12 protein-coding genes and 2 pseudogenes are annotated in these 14,465 nt (G+C 61.4%); 7 read left to right on the plus strand and 7 right to left on the minus strand.

Annotation, left to right across the window (positions count from 1 at the left end):
* Positions 1-17: 17 nt before the first annotated feature.
* Positions 18-929 (plus strand): methyltransferase domain-containing protein, encoded by a 912-nt coding sequence (locus HHUB_RS00735; protein WP_059055292.1) that lies wholly within the window; start codon positions 18-20, stop codon positions 927-929.
* A 21-nt stretch (positions 930-950) separates the two neighbouring features.
* On the plus strand, positions 951-1,682 hold the full coding sequence (locus tag HHUB_RS00740; protein ID WP_059055294.1) for a protein-L-isoaspartate O-methyltransferase family protein: 732 nt from the start codon (positions 951-953) through the stop codon (positions 1,680-1,682).
* A gap of 185 nt (positions 1,683-1,867) precedes the next feature.
* On the opposite strand, the gene HHUB_RS17285 is transcribed toward HHUB_RS00740, so the two are convergent.
* On the minus strand, positions 1,868-3,124 hold the full coding sequence (locus tag HHUB_RS17285; RefSeq protein ID WP_157533962.1) for an RNA-guided endonuclease InsQ/TnpB family protein: 1,257 nt from the start codon (positions 3,122-3,124) through the stop codon (positions 1,868-1,870).
* 209 nt (positions 3,125-3,333) lie between these two features.
* On the opposite strand from HHUB_RS17285, the gene HHUB_RS00750 reads away from it, so the two are divergent.
* A complete protein-coding gene (locus HHUB_RS00750; RefSeq protein WP_143416398.1) occupies positions 3,334-4,074 on the plus strand; it encodes a hypothetical protein in 741 nt (246 codons plus the stop codon).
* A gap of 148 nt (positions 4,075-4,222) precedes the next feature.
* On the opposite strand, the gene HHUB_RS00755 is transcribed toward HHUB_RS00750, so the two are convergent.
* The 5 genes from HHUB_RS00755 to HHUB_RS00770 all read right to left on the minus strand — a co-directional run bounded on the left by HHUB_RS00755 (position 4,223) and on the right by HHUB_RS00770 (position 8,517).
* Positions 4,223-5,368 carry a tubulin/FtsZ family protein gene (locus HHUB_RS00755; RefSeq protein WP_059055299.1) on the minus strand — a complete coding sequence of 382 codons (1,146 nt, stop codon included), beginning with the start codon at positions 5,366-5,368 and terminating at the stop codon, positions 4,223-4,225.
* On the minus strand, positions 5,368-6,546 hold the full coding sequence (locus HHUB_RS00760; protein WP_059055301.1) for a tubulin/FtsZ family protein: 1,179 nt from the start codon (positions 6,544-6,546) through the stop codon (positions 5,368-5,370). The genes HHUB_RS00755 and HHUB_RS00760 overlap by 1 nt, the downstream gene beginning before the upstream one ends.
* A 393-nt stretch (positions 6,547-6,939) precedes the next feature.
* A complete protein-coding gene (locus HHUB_RS17655) occupies positions 6,940-7,287 on the minus strand; it encodes a DUF7123 family protein (protein WP_449271429.1) in 348 nt (115 codons plus the stop codon).
* A 77-nt stretch (positions 7,288-7,364) separates the two neighbouring features.
* Positions 7,365-7,787, minus strand: a complete 423-nt coding sequence (locus HHUB_RS00765) for a DUF7475 family protein (protein WP_059055302.1) — start codon at positions 7,785-7,787, stop codon at positions 7,365-7,367.
* A 118-nt stretch (positions 7,788-7,905) separates the two neighbouring features.
* Positions 7,906-8,517, minus strand: a complete 612-nt coding sequence (locus HHUB_RS00770; RefSeq protein ID WP_059055304.1) for a TetR/AcrR family transcriptional regulator — start codon at positions 8,515-8,517, stop codon at positions 7,906-7,908.
* A 352-nt stretch (positions 8,518-8,869) separates the two neighbouring features.
* Here HHUB_RS00770 and HHUB_RS00775 point away from each other — a divergent pair, with 352 nt between their 5' ends.
* The 3 genes from HHUB_RS00775 to HHUB_RS00785 all read left to right on the plus strand — a co-directional run bounded on the left by HHUB_RS00775 (position 8,870) and on the right by HHUB_RS00785 (position 13,394).
* The gene (locus HHUB_RS00775) at positions 8,870-10,531 is read left to right on the plus strand and encodes a COG1361 S-layer family protein (protein ID WP_157533963.1); all 1,662 of its coding nucleotides are present in this window, start codon (positions 8,870-8,872) and stop codon (positions 10,529-10,531) included.
* Entirely contained in the window at positions 10,531-13,005 is a 2,475-nt protein-coding gene (locus HHUB_RS00780; protein WP_059055305.1) for an efflux RND transporter permease subunit, read from the plus strand. The genes HHUB_RS00775 and HHUB_RS00780 overlap by 1 nt, the downstream gene beginning before the upstream one ends.
* Positions 13,006-13,094: 89 nt before the next feature.
* Positions 13,095-13,394 carry a DUF3892 domain-containing protein gene (locus HHUB_RS00785; protein WP_059055307.1) on the plus strand — a complete coding sequence of 100 codons (300 nt, stop codon included), beginning with the start codon at positions 13,095-13,097 and terminating at the stop codon, positions 13,392-13,394.
* 84 nt (positions 13,395-13,478) lie between these two features.
* On the opposite strand, the pseudogene HHUB_RS00790 reads toward HHUB_RS00785, so the two are convergent.
* Positions 13,479-13,740 (minus strand): annotated as a pseudogene (locus tag HHUB_RS00790) (VirB4 family type IV secretion system protein); the annotation flags it as partial.
* 462 nt (positions 13,741-14,202) lie between these two features.
* Here HHUB_RS00790 and HHUB_RS15955 point away from each other — a divergent pair.
* A pseudogene (locus HHUB_RS15955) lies at positions 14,203-14,433 on the plus strand (IS6 family transposase); the annotation flags it as partial.
* Positions 14,434-14,465 lie beyond the last annotated feature (32 nt).

Below are 14,465 nucleotides of genomic sequence, written 5' to 3' on the forward strand. Positions count from 1 at the left end.
AGGGCGAGACGACGAGTATGGATTACCGCGAGCTGTTGCTGCTGCGGGCCGCCCGGGAGACGGGCGTGCTGGACGCGCTCGTCTCGAACGCGTACACGGTCGACGACGTGGCGCGCGAGGCGGGCGTCACCGAGCGCGCCGCGCGCGTGACCGTCGACGCCCTGTTGGACATGGGGTTACTGGAGGCGGTCGAGGCGGGCGTGGAGCCGACGAATCGAATGCTGGGGTTCGTCACGAAGACCGACGTGCGCTCGATCGGCCGGCTCCCCCACGAATTGGACACCGTGGAGGCGCTGGTCGCCCTCCCGGAGACGATGCAGACCGGCGAATTACCGGAGCGAACGGGAGACTGGACGCGGAACCGGCTCGGCGCGCGCGCCGCCGAAGACGACGCCAGCGTCCGCGCGGCCGTCACGGCGGCCGTCCGCGAGCATCCTGATGCCGAGGACGTGCTCGTGGTCGCAGATGGGGCGGGCCAGCACGCCGTCGAGTTCGCGCGCCGCGGGTTCGACGCGACGCTGTTGGACACGCAGGCGGTCATCGAGGCGGTCGACCCGCTGTTGGAGCGCGAGCGCGTGGACCTCGTCGCCGGCGACCCCCTGGCGGGCGTGGACGGCGAGTTCGACGTCGTCTTCCACGCGGGCGTTGCCCGCGAGTACGGCCCGGACGACAACCGCCGGCTGCTGTCCGCCGCCAGCGACGCCACGGCGGCCGACGGGCTCGCGATTCACGTCGACGCGTTCCGCGACGGGACGCCCGACGCCGCGGTCGCCGCCGAACTGCTCGCGACGACCGAGCAGGGCGCGTGCTACGAGGAGGGCGCGGTCGGCGAGTGGTTCGCGGACGCCGGGTTCGCGGACGTCCGCGCGGGCGACGTGCCCGGCACCGACTACCAGTTCGTCGCCGGCCGCAGGCGCGCAACTGAATAGGCTGGGCGGCGAATCCGGGGTATGGAGTTCGCGGCGTTCCGGGCGGAGATGGTCGACAGCCTCGAACACGACACGAAGGCTGCCGTCCAAGCGAGAGCGACCGCGCGAGCGATGCGCGAGGTGCCCCGCCACGAGTTCGTCGAGGAGGGGCGGCGCGCGTACACCGACCAGTCGCTGGAACACCGCGGCACGCGCGTGCTCGCGCCGTCGACCGTGGGTCGGCTGGTGGACGCGCTCGCGGCCGCCGAGGACGACGACGTGCTCGTCGTCGGTGCGGGCGTCGGCTACACGGCGGCGGTGCTCGCGGAAATCGTCGGCGCCGAGCGCGTCCACGCCGTCGACATCGACCGGCAGGTCGTCTACGACGCGCGCTCGAACCTCGCGGACGCCGGCTACGGCGACGTGCTCGTGGACTGCCGGGACGGCGCGCGCGGCCTCCCCGAGTACGCGCCGTTCGACCGCGTGCTCGTGGAGGCGGCGGCCGTCGACCCACCGACGGCATTACTCGACCAGCTCGCGGACGGCGGGCGGCTCGTCTACCCGGAGGGAACGACCGACCAGCGCCTCGTCGCAATCGAGGACCGGGAGACGGCCTCCGTCCACGGCCCGGTGGCGTTCGCGCCGCTGCTCGTGGACGGCGAGCAGGCCAGCGCCCTCGAACAGAACCGGACGGTGCGCGAGGACCGCGAGCGCGCGGCCAAGGAAGCCCAGTCCCGGAAGGGCTGGGAGCAGGACTGGATCGACTGGGAGTAGCAGTCGCGCCGGCACGAGTTCTTCGCTCAGGTGGGACTGACTTCGGTGGCCGACTCGTGGTGTCGCGACGCGCGTTTCCGTGTGGGATTCGGGGTTGTGTTACTGTTCTCGGATGTAGTGTTCGCCGGCGGCGATGACGCCGATGACGACGAGGAAGACCGGCCAGACGCCGAAGTAGAGTGACGTCAGCGACCCACCGCTGAAGCGGTGGGCTTGTCGGTGGACTCCCGTTCAAACTCCAAGCTGGAGTGGACGTTGGACACGTCGCTCACGTTCAACGTCCCCGACTTCAGGGCAAGCTGACCGTTGCCCAACCCATCGGGACGTTTGCCCGGTGGTAAAGCTAACAGACGGAGGCCGACGTTTTTCGCCGCGTTGTAGTCGCCGTCCACCTCGTACCCACACTCGTTGCACGCGAACCAGCCCGTCTCGCTGTCGCGGTTCGTGCTGGACTGGTGGCCGCACTTCGAGCACGTCTGCGAGGAAAACGCCGGGTTGACCGACTCGACGCGAATCCCGTACTCTGCGGCCTTGTACGCGATTTGTTCTTGCAGTTCGCGGAACGCCCAGTTGTGCATCTGCCGTTTCAGCTGGTCGTCGCGGGCATCCATTCGCTCGCGGATGTGGGTTAGGTCTTCGACGGCGATGTACGAACAGCCGTGTCGCAGGGCTTCCTCCACGATTCCACGCGAAATGTTGTGCAGGCGGTTCAGGACGAAGCGGTTTTCCCGTCCCGACAGTCGCCGTAACGCCTGCCGAGCGGAACGGGTGCCTTTGTCCTGAAGGCTCCGTCTCACGCGGAAATAGTGATTCTGGCCCCACAGCAGTTCACCGCCGTCGAAGAACCGTCCCGTACTCGTCACAGCGACGTTCTTCAGGTTCAAATCCACGCCAAGCACGCGGTCGCCGTCACGCTGGTCTACCTGCTTTTGGATGACGACGTGGAGGTAGAACGCATCCTCGCCGGGACGGTAATGAAGTGTCCCCATCCGTTTCTCGTAGTCGTCGTCTTCAAGGTACGACCGCTGGTACTCACCAAGCACGAAGTCGGCTTCGACGCGCCCGTTGACCGTCGAGAGCGTGGCGTACTCGTCCTTGATAGTCAGGGTGCGTTTATCGTAGACGGCAGACGGTTCATCGAACGAGGGGAGCGGTCTGCTGTTGCCGTTCTCCCACTCCGCGACGGTGGATTTCATCGCTTCGACGGCTTTCGAGTAGGCGCGTACCACGAGGTTTGCGGGCAGGTCGGTTCTGTCCCGCAAGTCGTGGTACACTTCGTCGTGGATGGTGGACTTGTTGAGAATCAGGTCGCCGTCGTCGTCTCTGCCGTGGTCGATGGTGTAGTTGGCGGCAGTGTTGAACTGCTGGATGGTCTGATGGAGGTCGTCGCGCCGCTCCTTGGGTACGTCGAGTTTGACGGGAACGGTGCGTTTGACCTCCATCGCATATTCACATACGGATGTTTTATTTATACATTCTGTGCCGGCGTTGGGGAGTCGGTCCTGTCGTCGTCGGTGGGTTGTCGCACGGAGTGTACGCGCTTCCTCCCACTCCTAAAGGGGTGGGCTTCCGCGCTGTACCTCGAGTGAGTCGCGCCCCGCCGGCGCGGTCCTCGCAGTCCTTATGAGTGAGCCGCTGGATGGAGGAGATAATGGGCGTGCGTGATCTCCTTGCCGGCGCCAAGATCGACCTCAGGCGGCTGCTGAGCGCTTGGCGTACCATCGTGTTCTCTCGGCAGACCGATGAGTACTCGGTTCAAGACCGGTGGCATCCTGGATCGCCCGGAGCGAAACTTGCGTTCTGGGCATGGAGCATTCTGGGGGTCGTCCTCATCGGTGTCGTTTATCCGTTCGCTGCGCTCGGCTTCTGGACGCGCTACGTCGGCCGGCAAATCGACCGCATCGTAGCTGGCCTCGGCGTCCTCGTCATTATCGCTGCGATGGCCGTCCTCTGGGGTGGCCTCACGGCGCTCGCCTGGGACCGCCTCCCAACAACTGGCTTCCGCGCCGTGCTCGCTGCAAGCGTCGTGGCGACAGCGTCGGTTGGCCTCAGCTGGGTGTTCGCCCGCTACGGGTCGCGCCGCCTCACGCTCGTCTTCGCGTACCCGTTCGCCGTCGCAGCTATCTTCGTCCCGCCGGTCACCGCCGCGCTGTTCTCGCCAACCATCGGCGCCGGCCTGCTCTCAGAGAGCGAGCTGTTCGCCGAATGGCTCCTCAACAACGTCGTCATCGGCGGCCTCAGCACGACCATCCGTCAACAGTTCGAACTGGCAGGGCTCGCCTTCATCGGCATGTGGTTCGGTTTTGCCGTCCCCGTCGGCTGGGCGCTCGCGCTCCTCGTCTCGCTCGCGAATCTGATCCGGCCGCGTACTCGCAGGAACCCCCAGCAGTAGCGGCCCCCACGCGAACGTGCGCCGTCGCAGTTTGGCTTCCGTTGGTCTTCCGATCACACCACGGGTGCGGCCGGGCAGCCGAACACGGCACACACACGAGTGCGGCTTCTGTACCGCCAACACACTGTTTGGCGCGCGTCCACCGACGCTAGTCCGGGTTTTCGGGCGGCACCGCTTCCTCGCTGGGTTCGTCACTCTGGTCGGCTTGGTAGTCGACGGCCTGTTGCTGGAGGGCGTCGATCCGTGGGACGTCGGTCACATTCGAGAAGAGGACGACCGCTTCGAGGGTCTCGGAGTCGGTCCGGGGGTCGTCACCGGCGAGGATTTCGACGGTGTCGGTCTCCTGTTCGAGCCACTGGCGTGCGCTTTCGAAGCCACGCCGCGAGAGCTCCTGTGGCGGGCCTGAGAGCACGACTAGCGCGCGTTCCGCGCTCGCAATGTCACAGGGGAGGGTGAGCCGGGAGTTGGCGGCCCGCCGGACGAGCGATTTGACTTTCGCGGCGTCAGTTGTTTGTGGCTCCGTCTCGTCGCGAACGCCGAGCCACGAGAGCAACCGAGCGAGGACGCCGGACGGCGTCGACTCGAGTTCGGTTGCGGCGTGCCCGATCGACGAGAGGCCACCAGGTGCGAGCGTGCGAATCATGTCGCTGGAGTCAACCGCGTTCTCCGCGACCGTCGAGGCGTCGAGTTCGCCCGCCGCGAACAGCGTCACGACGCGCGTTGCGAGCGCCTGTGTTGCCTCGTCGTGGCCAGCATCGTCCAAGCGGGGCTGCCAGGTTTCGCGGTCGAACGTGAGCATGCTGTCTGCTGCGGGCACGATCGAGCGGAGCGCGCGGCCCGCGTTGACGGCCGCTTGGCCGCCCTCGGATTCGGCGGGCAGGACGCCCAGTGCATACACCGGCTCGTCGTACGTCGCCTGCAGCTCCTCGATGAGCACCGACCCGGCGCCGCTGCCAGTGGCACTGCCGAGCCCGGTGACGACGAGGATGCCGTCGCAGTCGTGGATGGGCAGCGAGTCGAACGCACGCCGGATCTCGGGCAGGTCGTTCCGCGTGACGTCGACGGCGAGGTCCGGATCGTCGACGCCCTGCTCGTCCACTGCCTGGTGGGTGTCGCCGATCAGGAACCGCTGTGCCTCGGACACCATCTCTAGGTCGTCGGGGACAGTTTGGGAGATCTCGCAGACGAGCGCGTTGCCGTGGCTGAACGTCCGCTCCGTCTCCGCTTCCACTGCGAGGATGCGATCGACGATCCGACTCCCGGTCTCGCCGACCCCAACGAGTGCGAGTTCCATTAGACAACCGGGTCGAGGTCGTCGTTCTCGTCGGTGATCAGGTCGTTAATCTCCTCCTCGCGGACGGCTTCCTGCTCGGCGATCTTCTCTTGGGCGTCGACGGCCTGGTTCTGGATTTCCTCGATCCGCGGGGTTTCCGTGACGTTCGAGAGCAGCACCGCCGCAGCGAGCTGTGGGGACTGCTTACGCGGGTCGTCACCCACGAGCACTTCCACCGTGTCAGCCTCCTGTTCGAGCCACTGGCGGGCGCTCTCGATGCCTTTCCGCGAGAACTCGCTGGGCGGCCCCGAGACCACGACGAGAACGCGGTCGGCGCTGGAGATCTCCGCGGGCACCGTGAGCCGGGAGTTGACCGCGCGACGCACGAGCCCCTGAATCTTCGTTGCGTTGCTCCCGTCGTCCTGTTGGGTGGTCTGGTCGCCGCTCCACCGGTCGAGAAGCCCCTCGCCTGCCTCGTTATCCACTTGGGTTGCGGCGTACCCGATGGTTGAGACCCCGCCCGTGTCGAGGGTGCGAATGATGTCGCTGGAGTCCATGGCGTTCTCCGCGACTTCCGAGTCGTCCGTTTCGCCGGCCGCCAGCAGCGTCACCAGCCGGGCCGCCAGCTCGCGGTTCATCTGCTCGTAGCCTTCCTCGATGGTCTGCTCGCGAGCCCGCCAGGCGTCGTTGTCGAAGCCGATGAAGTTGTCGACCTTCGTGACGAACGACTGCAGCGACCGCGCGGCGTTCAGCGCCGGTCGGCCGCCTTCGAACTCGCCGGGCAGCACGCCGAGGCCGTACACGGGCTCGTCGTACATCTCCTGGAGCGCGTCGATGACGACCGGGCCGCCACCGCTGCCGGTGCCGCCGCCGAGGCCGGCGACGACGAGCATCGCGTCGACCTCGTGAATTTCGATGTCGTCGAACGCGCGACGAATCTCCTCGATATCGGCCGAGGCGACTTCGGCGCCGACTTCGACGTCACCGCCAACGCCGTGGCCTTTCGCCTTCTGGTTCGTGTCACCGATGAGGATCCGCCGCTCTTCGGGGATGTAGTCGGGCTTGGCAAGGTCCGTTCGCGCGGTGTTGATGGCGTGGACGTGTTGGCAGAGGTTTCGATCCGTTCGGGATTCGAACTCGAGCATTCGATCGACGATTTTGCTGCCGGCGTTCCCAACGCCGATCGTTGCGAGTTTCATTGTGGTGGGTCTATCCCGTCATGGATATTTAAAACCCGCGAGTATTGAAACATCAATGACGGGTTTCCTGTGGGTGGTTCTTCACAGGCGGCCCAAGGCGGATGCCCTGACCCTTGAGGTCGGGTAGGAAGCCGACAGCAGAATACACAAACCACCGGTCTCAAACACGTGCGTTCTCGCGGGACTCGCCGTTCCGAGTCCCACTGCTAGGCACTGGTGTAGGAAAGCTTGGAAGAACCGATGACGCCGCCCTCAACAGCGTCTATGTCCCTCTTCCAAGGTCGGTCGGGCTCAACGGCTCCAACCAACAAGAACACATTCTGTATCGGTCCAATTAAACCTATCGGGCGGTCCGATACGCCCCAGTTTGCACATGTTTGTATTTGAAAGCCTTCACTTCTCTCTTGGCGGTCGGGTAATGGCCCATGTTACCCCATCCGAACTTCCGCCCCATCGCTCAAACTCGAACGCTGTCGTCCGCGCTTCGAGATCTGTCATTGCAACCCCAACGCGTTTTACCGATGCGTCGAGAGCGGTTGCAATGTGGCGGCTTTTGACAAATAGCCGTCCATCTGTGGCCTCGGCGTCCAAGTACTGGAGGATTCTGTCCTGTAACGCGGGTTGGCTTGCTTCAGACACATCTATGCTGGCCACATTATCGTTATCAACTTTTCGCGAACCAGTTACTGTCTCGTCTGCGAGACAGCGGGTTCCGTTTGTCCTCCGGTTCGGGGTGGTCACGCCAAGTGGCCGGTTCTCCGCTTACACGGCGAGTGCGACGCCGAATTCACGGCCACACCCCTCTTCGAGCGAGCGCGTCAGGTTTCCGAGGTTGTATACAGTGCGAGGCTGCAGACGACGAACAGGGCTTCAGCGAGCTTTGCTCCCAGCGCGTTCCAATTGAGCGACCCCTGCATGTAGAACGCCGAGAGGAATCCCTCAAACCCGCCGTAGAAGAAAAACGAGAGGATGGTGACGAACGCGTAGGCGGCCGCCACGAGGTAGAGCTCGCGCCGCCAGTACCGTGTCAGGTATAGTCCGACGCCGCCCAAGAAGCCGAGACCGTTGAGCGCGAACAGGATGCCCAGCGTCTGACTGAAGCCGTAGAACTGTGGCGCCAACAGCAGGTGGATAATGCCGGTGATGACCGCGAGGTCGTTGGCGAGATAGCCAATGAGGCTGTCTGGGAGGCTGATGAGGTCGCTACTGCGCCCCGTCGTATTGGTACCGAGATCTGACATATTCCCCACTACTGAACACACCGCAATAGCTTTGGGGGGTAACCCGTGAGCAAGGGCGAGTACGGTTGCCTCAGACCGCCGACGACAGCTATCTTTCCCGAGGAGCGAATCCCGCCGTTTACGACTCTTCGACGGCCAAGAGTCGGTCTTCAATATAGTCATCGAGCTCTGTACGGACGGTTCGATGCCTATCCACTGTAATCCGGTCAAATATTTCCCCACTAACCAGTGCGAGGATGAAATCTGCAACGGAATCAGGGTCAACCTCTCTGAAATCACCGGACTCGATGCCAGCCACGATGATCTCTCGCACCGACTCCCGGAAACCCATTTGTGACCGATTAAAACATTCTCGGTAGTCCTCATTGTGGATTGCTCGTGTTCGTAATTCGACCAGCACCTTCTCGTAGTCGCGTTTTTGGTGTTCATCACCGGTCGGGAGAATGTTGTCAAGCAGTGCTCGAAGTCGTGTTTCCGGATCTACATCGTCAGCGATGGGTAGTCTGCCCTTCTGAACGCGTTCAAGCAGGTACTTAAGAAGCTCAAGGAGTATCTCGTCTTTCCCGTCATAGTGGTAGAAAATCAGGCCTTCCGACTTGGCGAACCGCTGGCTCACCTGATTAATTGTGAGGTCACTGTACCCGTGTTCAGCCAGCGCATCAAATGTCGCCTCCATGATGGCTGCCCGAGTGTCGTCAGGGTCCTCCGGGAAGAGCGGGTTATTCGCCATACTTTGTATTGTCCTTGCTCATAGTTAGCCGTTGCTTCCCAATCAAAGGGGTTGTCTTGGTCCAACCTCACCCACGGAGGAATCCCCCCTTCAGGGTGGGAGGAAGCCAAGTCGTTGAAATTGGGGCAGCGCGCCTGGGTTCGCTGTGTTTCTTCCTGGCGGTCGGTTCGGTGTTCTGTATCTCTGCTCCGTTGATTCCGGTAGGGTAATATACCCGGGGCAAAAACTGAGTGAGCACTCAGTCAAATATGGCTGCTCGGACGGAAACCGGCCACCCAGGGAACCAGGTCGTCGATGACCTCCAGCCATTTCGCGCAGCACAGAACCGAGCAACCGTAGCAGAACGTAACTCATGACTCAGAAAACGCCAGAACACACGCACAACTCGAAGGTATTGCACCTCCTCATACTATCCGTCCTGATAACCGGGTCAGTGGTCGGCGGTGTCGCCGTTACAGCGACGGCTCAAGCCGGCTCTTCTGGCCAAGTAATTGGCGCCCCAGATATCTCGTTTGCGACCGGTTCGGGCACGTTTTCGGCCGGGACCACCGGTGAACTAACGGTCTCGATCGTTAACCGTGGCCAGATTCTGAGAGCCGGTCCGTCCCAGTATGAAGACCGGGTCACCACCGCGGAAGCATTAACCTTTGAACCGCAAGATGATGACGTTCCGATCAAGATCCAAACCGAACGAGTGACGGTCGGTAATTTCCCGGTTGGAGGGGCGGAACAACCGATTTCGGTCACTGTGCCGGACGATACTGAACCCGGGACATACGACATTCCGATTACGGCCGAATATACGTACACCCGATTCATCGATTATACCGCCAACGGGGTCGATGAGATAACGGAATCCACGAAAGAGAAAACCGACTCGATAACCATCCATGTCAATGAAAATGCGCAGTTCGAGATCGTCGACTCAAATGCGTCAGCACAAATCGGCGATGAGAACGATATCTCAGTTGCGCTCCGCAACACGGGCTCCGAGATTGCTAGTGGGGCGAGTGTAACGGCTGAGTCCAGAAGCAGCTCGGTAACGTTCGAATCTGCCGATACGTCTTCATCCACCTTCGTTGGCGATTGGGAACCGGGTGAGGTTCGAACCGCTACCTACAACGTTCGACTCGAGTCTGATGCCGTCCTCCGTGGCTATCCGCTTGATTTGACGGTGAACTACGAGGACAGTGACGGGTTCGACCAGACGTCCAACCCACTGACTTCCGTGGTCCAGTCGACTCCGGAACAGTCCTTCGCCGTTACCGATGTCTCGTCGTCGCTCCGTGTTGGCGAAAGTGGGGCGATTACGGGGACGATTGAGAACACCGGCCCCACTCCGGTGGAGAGTGTGGCGGTCCGTCCGAATGAGAACCTCTCGTCGGTCGTCCCGGGTGAGAAATCTGTCGTTGTTGGGTCGCTTGCCCCCAGTGAGTCCACGTCGTTCCGACTTCCGATGGAAGTCACCAGCGAGGGTGAACCAGGCGAGAAATTGATCGGGCTTGACGTGCAGTACCGGGACAGCGACGGCGATCAGCGAACGTACAGCAAACACGACATTTCAGCGTCTGTTGGACCGGAGCGGGACGCGTTCAAACTAGCGGCCACGGATCAAACGATTTCTGTGGGGAGTTCGCGGACGCTCGCAGTTGAAGTGACAAACAATCTCGACGAGACCGTGACTGACGTCGATGCACGGCTGTTCGCAGATGACCCACTCGCCACCGGTGACACGGATACCAGCTACATCGAATCACTAGAACCCGGTGAGTCCACGACGCTTGACTTCGACGTGTCGGCTACAGCCGCCGCGACAGCCGGGAACACGTATCCGATTTCCTTTGACTTCCGGTACACGGACCGCCGTGGCGACACCCACCTCTCAGATACGTTCCGGTATCCGCTTAACGCAGCTCAATCGACGAACGGCGGCGGGCCACCGCTCGTCCTTATTGGCGGGGCAGCAGTAATTGTCCTCGGGGGTGCAGCAGTCGTCTATCGGAGGTATAACTGATGGCAGTCGCGGAGGCGGTTGAAGCGGCGATAAAACGCCTTAACAACGGTATCGTAGACCGACCCCGCGCCATAATTATTGCATTCCTGCTTCTGACAGGCGTGTTTGCGGGAGGCCTCGGCTCTGTCTCGATGGGGGAAGGAGGCCTTGATGCGTTTACCGAGGGACTCCCAGAGCAGAACGCGCTCGACGATGTCAACGAGAACTTCCAACAGCCATTTGCGCCGAACACGGAGACGACACAGCTCATCCGAACGGATGATAATGTTCTCACGAAAGAGTCGCTGATTCGCGAAGCACGCGTTCTTGAACAGATCGAATCACGAGACGATCTCTGGATGGACGCAGCGAGTGGGCCGGTCCCACTCATCGCGCAGCAGCTGAATCCGTCGGCGTCGACACCGACGGCGTATCGGGAGACGCTCGAACGGGCAAGCCCGACTGAAATCCGGCAGACCGTTCGCGATCTCAAAGGGAACGCTCAGTTCACTGGCTCGCTCGCCGATAACTTTAATCCAACCAGTGTTTCGGCTTCGGCGTCGATTACGACGGTCTCGCATACGCTCTCGAAGAGTTTGGGAAGCGACGAATTGACCACCGTTCAGACGGAGATCCAGTCGATCGCTGAGAACGCACCCAGTGATCTTCGCGCGTTCGGATCGGGGACGACACAGGCTGAGATCACCCAGTCGATGACCGACTCGCTCACTATCGTGATGCCGATCGTGATCCTGTTGTTGCTGTTCTTCCTGGTCGTCGCCTACCGTGACCCCATTGACGTCGCGCTCGGACTGATCTCGCTGGTGATGACGATCATCTGGACGTTTGGCTTCCTCGGGTATGCCGGCATTCCGTTCAGCCAGCAGATGATCTCCGTGCCGGTGTTACTGCTTGCTGTCGGCGTCGACTTCGGCATCCACATCATTAACCGCTACCGCGAAGAGACGGAACGCGGATTTGAGGGAATTGAGGCGATGCGGGCAGCAAATGGCCAACTGATGGTCGCGTTCATCATCGTCACCGTGACCGCCGTGTTCGGGTTCGGCGCGAACGTCATTTCCGACCTCTCCCCGATCCGGAACTTAGGGATTGCCTCCGCGCTGGGAATCATCTTCACGTACCTGATCTTCGGGCTGTTTTTACCGGCCGCGAAGCTGGCTACCGACGACGTCCGGACCCGGCTTGGCGTCCCGGAGTTCAACTCGAAACCGATCGCCTCGGAAGACTCGGCTCTCGGGCGCGTACTCGCATTCCCAGCACAGGTAAGCCAATACGCCCCAACAGCGATTGTCGTTGCGCTACTTCTGTCCGGTGCTGTCATGGGTGCGTACGGGTCTGGCGTCGGCACCTCCTTCGAGAACGAGGACTTTCTGCCACCTGAGGAACTCCCGGATTACCTCGAGGTCTTACCGGCTCAGTTCAGCCCCGGGGAGTATACGATTACGGAGACGATGAATCTGCTCGACAATAAGTTTGGTCAGCGTGATTCGATTAAAATCTATCTCGAGGGGAACTTCGAAGAAGATCACGCACTCGAAGCCATGGCTGCCTCCGACGAGAGCCCACCAGAGCCACTTGCCGTTGGTGCAGGCGGCCAAGCAGAAGCCCAGAGTATCGTGACGGTGATTCAGTCCCATGCCGACCAGAATCCGGAGTTCGCGTCCTTAGTCGCTCGCAACGACCAAAACGACAACGGGATTCCGGACCAGAATCTGGAACGCATCTACGACGTGTTGTTTGCCTCGTCAGCAAGTGGGCAAGCCGAGCAATATCTGACGGAAGACCACCGAACCGCACAGATCGAGTATACGGTTGATTCGGACGCAACCCCGTCAGAAGCTTCGTCTGCAGCAAGCGAACTCGCCGAGCGATTCCCAACTGAAGCAACCGGAACGGGGAATACCGTCGTGATGTCCGCAGTGATGGACCGAATCTTCCAGTCGGCGATTCAAGGGCTGGCGATCGCGGTCGTGTTGACGGCGTCGTTCCTGGTGGTTGTGTACGGGGTGCTCGAACGGAAGCCGCTGTTAGGCGTCGTGAACGTGTTCCCGATCCTGATCTCGATTGCGTTCCTCTTGGGAACGATGCGATATCTGGGAATGACGTTGAATGCGTTGACAGCGACGATTCTCTCGATCTCAGTCGGCGTTGGGATTGCCTACTCGGTGCACACGACCCACCGGTTCATCGACGAGTACGATCAGGCAACGGGCGCGCATGAAGCGATGGTCGTGACACTCTCGGGGACTGGCGGTGCGTTGTTCGGCAGCATGCTCACCACAACGCTCGGGACCGGGGCGCTCGCATTAGCGATTACCCCACTGCTCGGCAACTTCGGGACCTTGATCGCACTCAGCGTCTCCTACTCGTTCCTGATGTCGATCATCGCACTGCCCCCCGCAGTGTTGCTCTGGGAACGAGTCCGCCAGTGGGAGCTTCAGCCGCTCGCACGGCTCCGGCCAACGACCGACTAGAACACGCCCACCGAGTCAGCTACCCACTCTGAGACAGCCCATCGTCTCTCGAAAAGAACTTTATACGCCGTGTCGACGTACGCTGCGACATGAGCAAATGGCCGGATTACGTCATTACTGCCGTTCGATACGATGGGGACACGATTGAACGAGTGCGGGTCTATGAGGGCGATGGAGAGCAGCTGACTGATCGGCAGACGAGATCTCGCACGGCAGTCATGCTTAGCTTATTCGTGCAACGAGATTACTGTACGGCGTATCAGGATGGCAATGGGGAGTGGAGGAAGGGGGCTGACGTGGAGACCGTAGACGTTGACGGGACAACATACATTCGGACTGATGGCAACGACATCGCGAGCGACGACCTGGGCGAATTACCGGACTTTTAGCTGAATACAGGCGCTAAGCCCCCCCGTCTTCACGGCGCGAACGAAGTGAGCGAGGAGGTCGGGGATACCGCGCCGTCATCATATAATCACTTTCTCGTCGCGAATGTCGAACGCCGAGGGCTGCCCGAGATTCGAATGCCGCCCATTTTCTTCGAATGGACGGAGCTGGTTGAGCAGCCACGTCGCATCCCCGGCGAGCTTCCCAGCCTCCTCGTCAGTCCGCACAACGAACTCCTCCGGTTCGTTGACCATCCCTTCAAGCATGTCCATCACGTCCCGGATTGTCGTGGGTCGCGATGTCGTCGGTAATCCCACGTTCGTGGTACGCTCGCATGAGCGTCAGTTGTGTGGAGACCGCTGCCACGACGTACAGTGACGATTGGTACGCGCAAAACGAGGGCTGGGAAGACGAGTACCCCGACCTGAGCAGCGAGGCAGAGTAGCTGATGCCGTATCCGCAAGGAGCAGTCGTCGTCGCGACAGACATCTTCGGGAACAACCCGTCGCGCTAACCCGTGGGGAGAGAGCGTCCGTTGGGAACCCGGACGCGATGACTTGCTACAGGACGGGAGCGTCTGTGACAGCGCCACAGTCCACCGCAAGACGAGCGGGGACCCCTCGCAGATGACGCTCGCGGCCTACTCGGACTGAAACCTGCCACCGCGGATTCCTCTCGTAGGGGAAGCCCCGCCGTTCACGGCGGGGAGGTTGTCACCCGATGTCAAACGCGTCTGCTCCACCGTTCATAACTATATACAAGGCCGATATACAGGCCCGAGTCTGGGCGGAATCTGGATCACCTCGCGGCAACGAAACCGTGTTTCTCGTTAATGGCGCACCCACACTGAAAGACGCTTGTCAGCGACACGGCCTCCGATTCCAGTATGAAACACATGGGAATCGGAACAGCGTCGAACGTATTTTTCGTGAAGTAAAACGTCGGACAAACCAGTTCTAAAACTGTTTCAGCCACGCCGAAGCAAATACTGTCGAAAATTGGCTTCAAGCGTTCGCCTTCGCATGGAACCAGCTTATCTGAACACTACTGTGGCGGCAAGGAGAGATTTTAAG

The organism is Halobacterium hubeiense (assembly GCF_001488575.1).
GTDB classification, from domain to species: domain Archaea; phylum Halobacteriota; class Halobacteria; order Halobacteriales; family Halobacteriaceae; genus Halobacterium; species Halobacterium hubeiense.

What these genes read in the sequence shown, in the direction of transcription:
- HHUB_RS00785 (WP_059055307.1), top strand. Translation starts at nt 13,095, where the DNA reads ATGAGCAAATGGCCGGATTACGTCATTACTGCCGTTCGATACGATGGG.
- HHUB_RS00770 (WP_059055304.1), bottom strand. Translation starts at nt 8,517, where the DNA reads ATGGCGAATAACCCGCTCTTCCCGGAGGACCCTGACGACACTCGGGCA.
- HHUB_RS00780 (WP_059055305.1), top strand. Translation starts at nt 10,531, where the DNA reads ATGGCAGTCGCGGAGGCGGTTGAAGCGGCGATAAAACGCCTTAACAAC.
- HHUB_RS00765 (WP_059055302.1), bottom strand. Translation starts at nt 7,787, where the DNA reads ATGTCAGATCTCGGTACCAATACGACGGGGCGCAGTAGCGACCTCATC.
- HHUB_RS00760 (WP_059055301.1), bottom strand. Translation starts at nt 6,546, where the DNA reads ATGAAACTCGCAACGATCGGCGTTGGGAACGCCGGCAGCAAAATCGTC.
- HHUB_RS00775 (WP_157533963.1), top strand. Translation starts at nt 8,870, where the DNA reads ATGACTCAGAAAACGCCAGAACACACGCACAACTCGAAGGTATTGCAC.
- HHUB_RS00740 (WP_059055294.1), top strand. Translation starts at nt 951, where the DNA reads ATGGAGTTCGCGGCGTTCCGGGCGGAGATGGTCGACAGCCTCGAACAC.
- HHUB_RS00755 (WP_059055299.1), bottom strand. Translation starts at nt 5,368, where the DNA reads ATGGAACTCGCACTCGTTGGGGTCGGCGAGACCGGGAGTCGGATCGTC.
- HHUB_RS17285 (WP_157533962.1), bottom strand. Translation starts at nt 3,124, where the DNA reads ATGGAGGTCAAACGCACCGTTCCCGTCAAACTCGACGTACCCAAGGAG.
- HHUB_RS00735 (WP_059055292.1), top strand. Translation starts at nt 18, where the DNA reads ATGGATTACCGCGAGCTGTTGCTGCTGCGGGCCGCCCGGGAGACGGGC.
- HHUB_RS00750 (WP_143416398.1), top strand. Translation starts at nt 3,334, where the DNA reads ATGGGCGTGCGTGATCTCCTTGCCGGCGCCAAGATCGACCTCAGGCGG.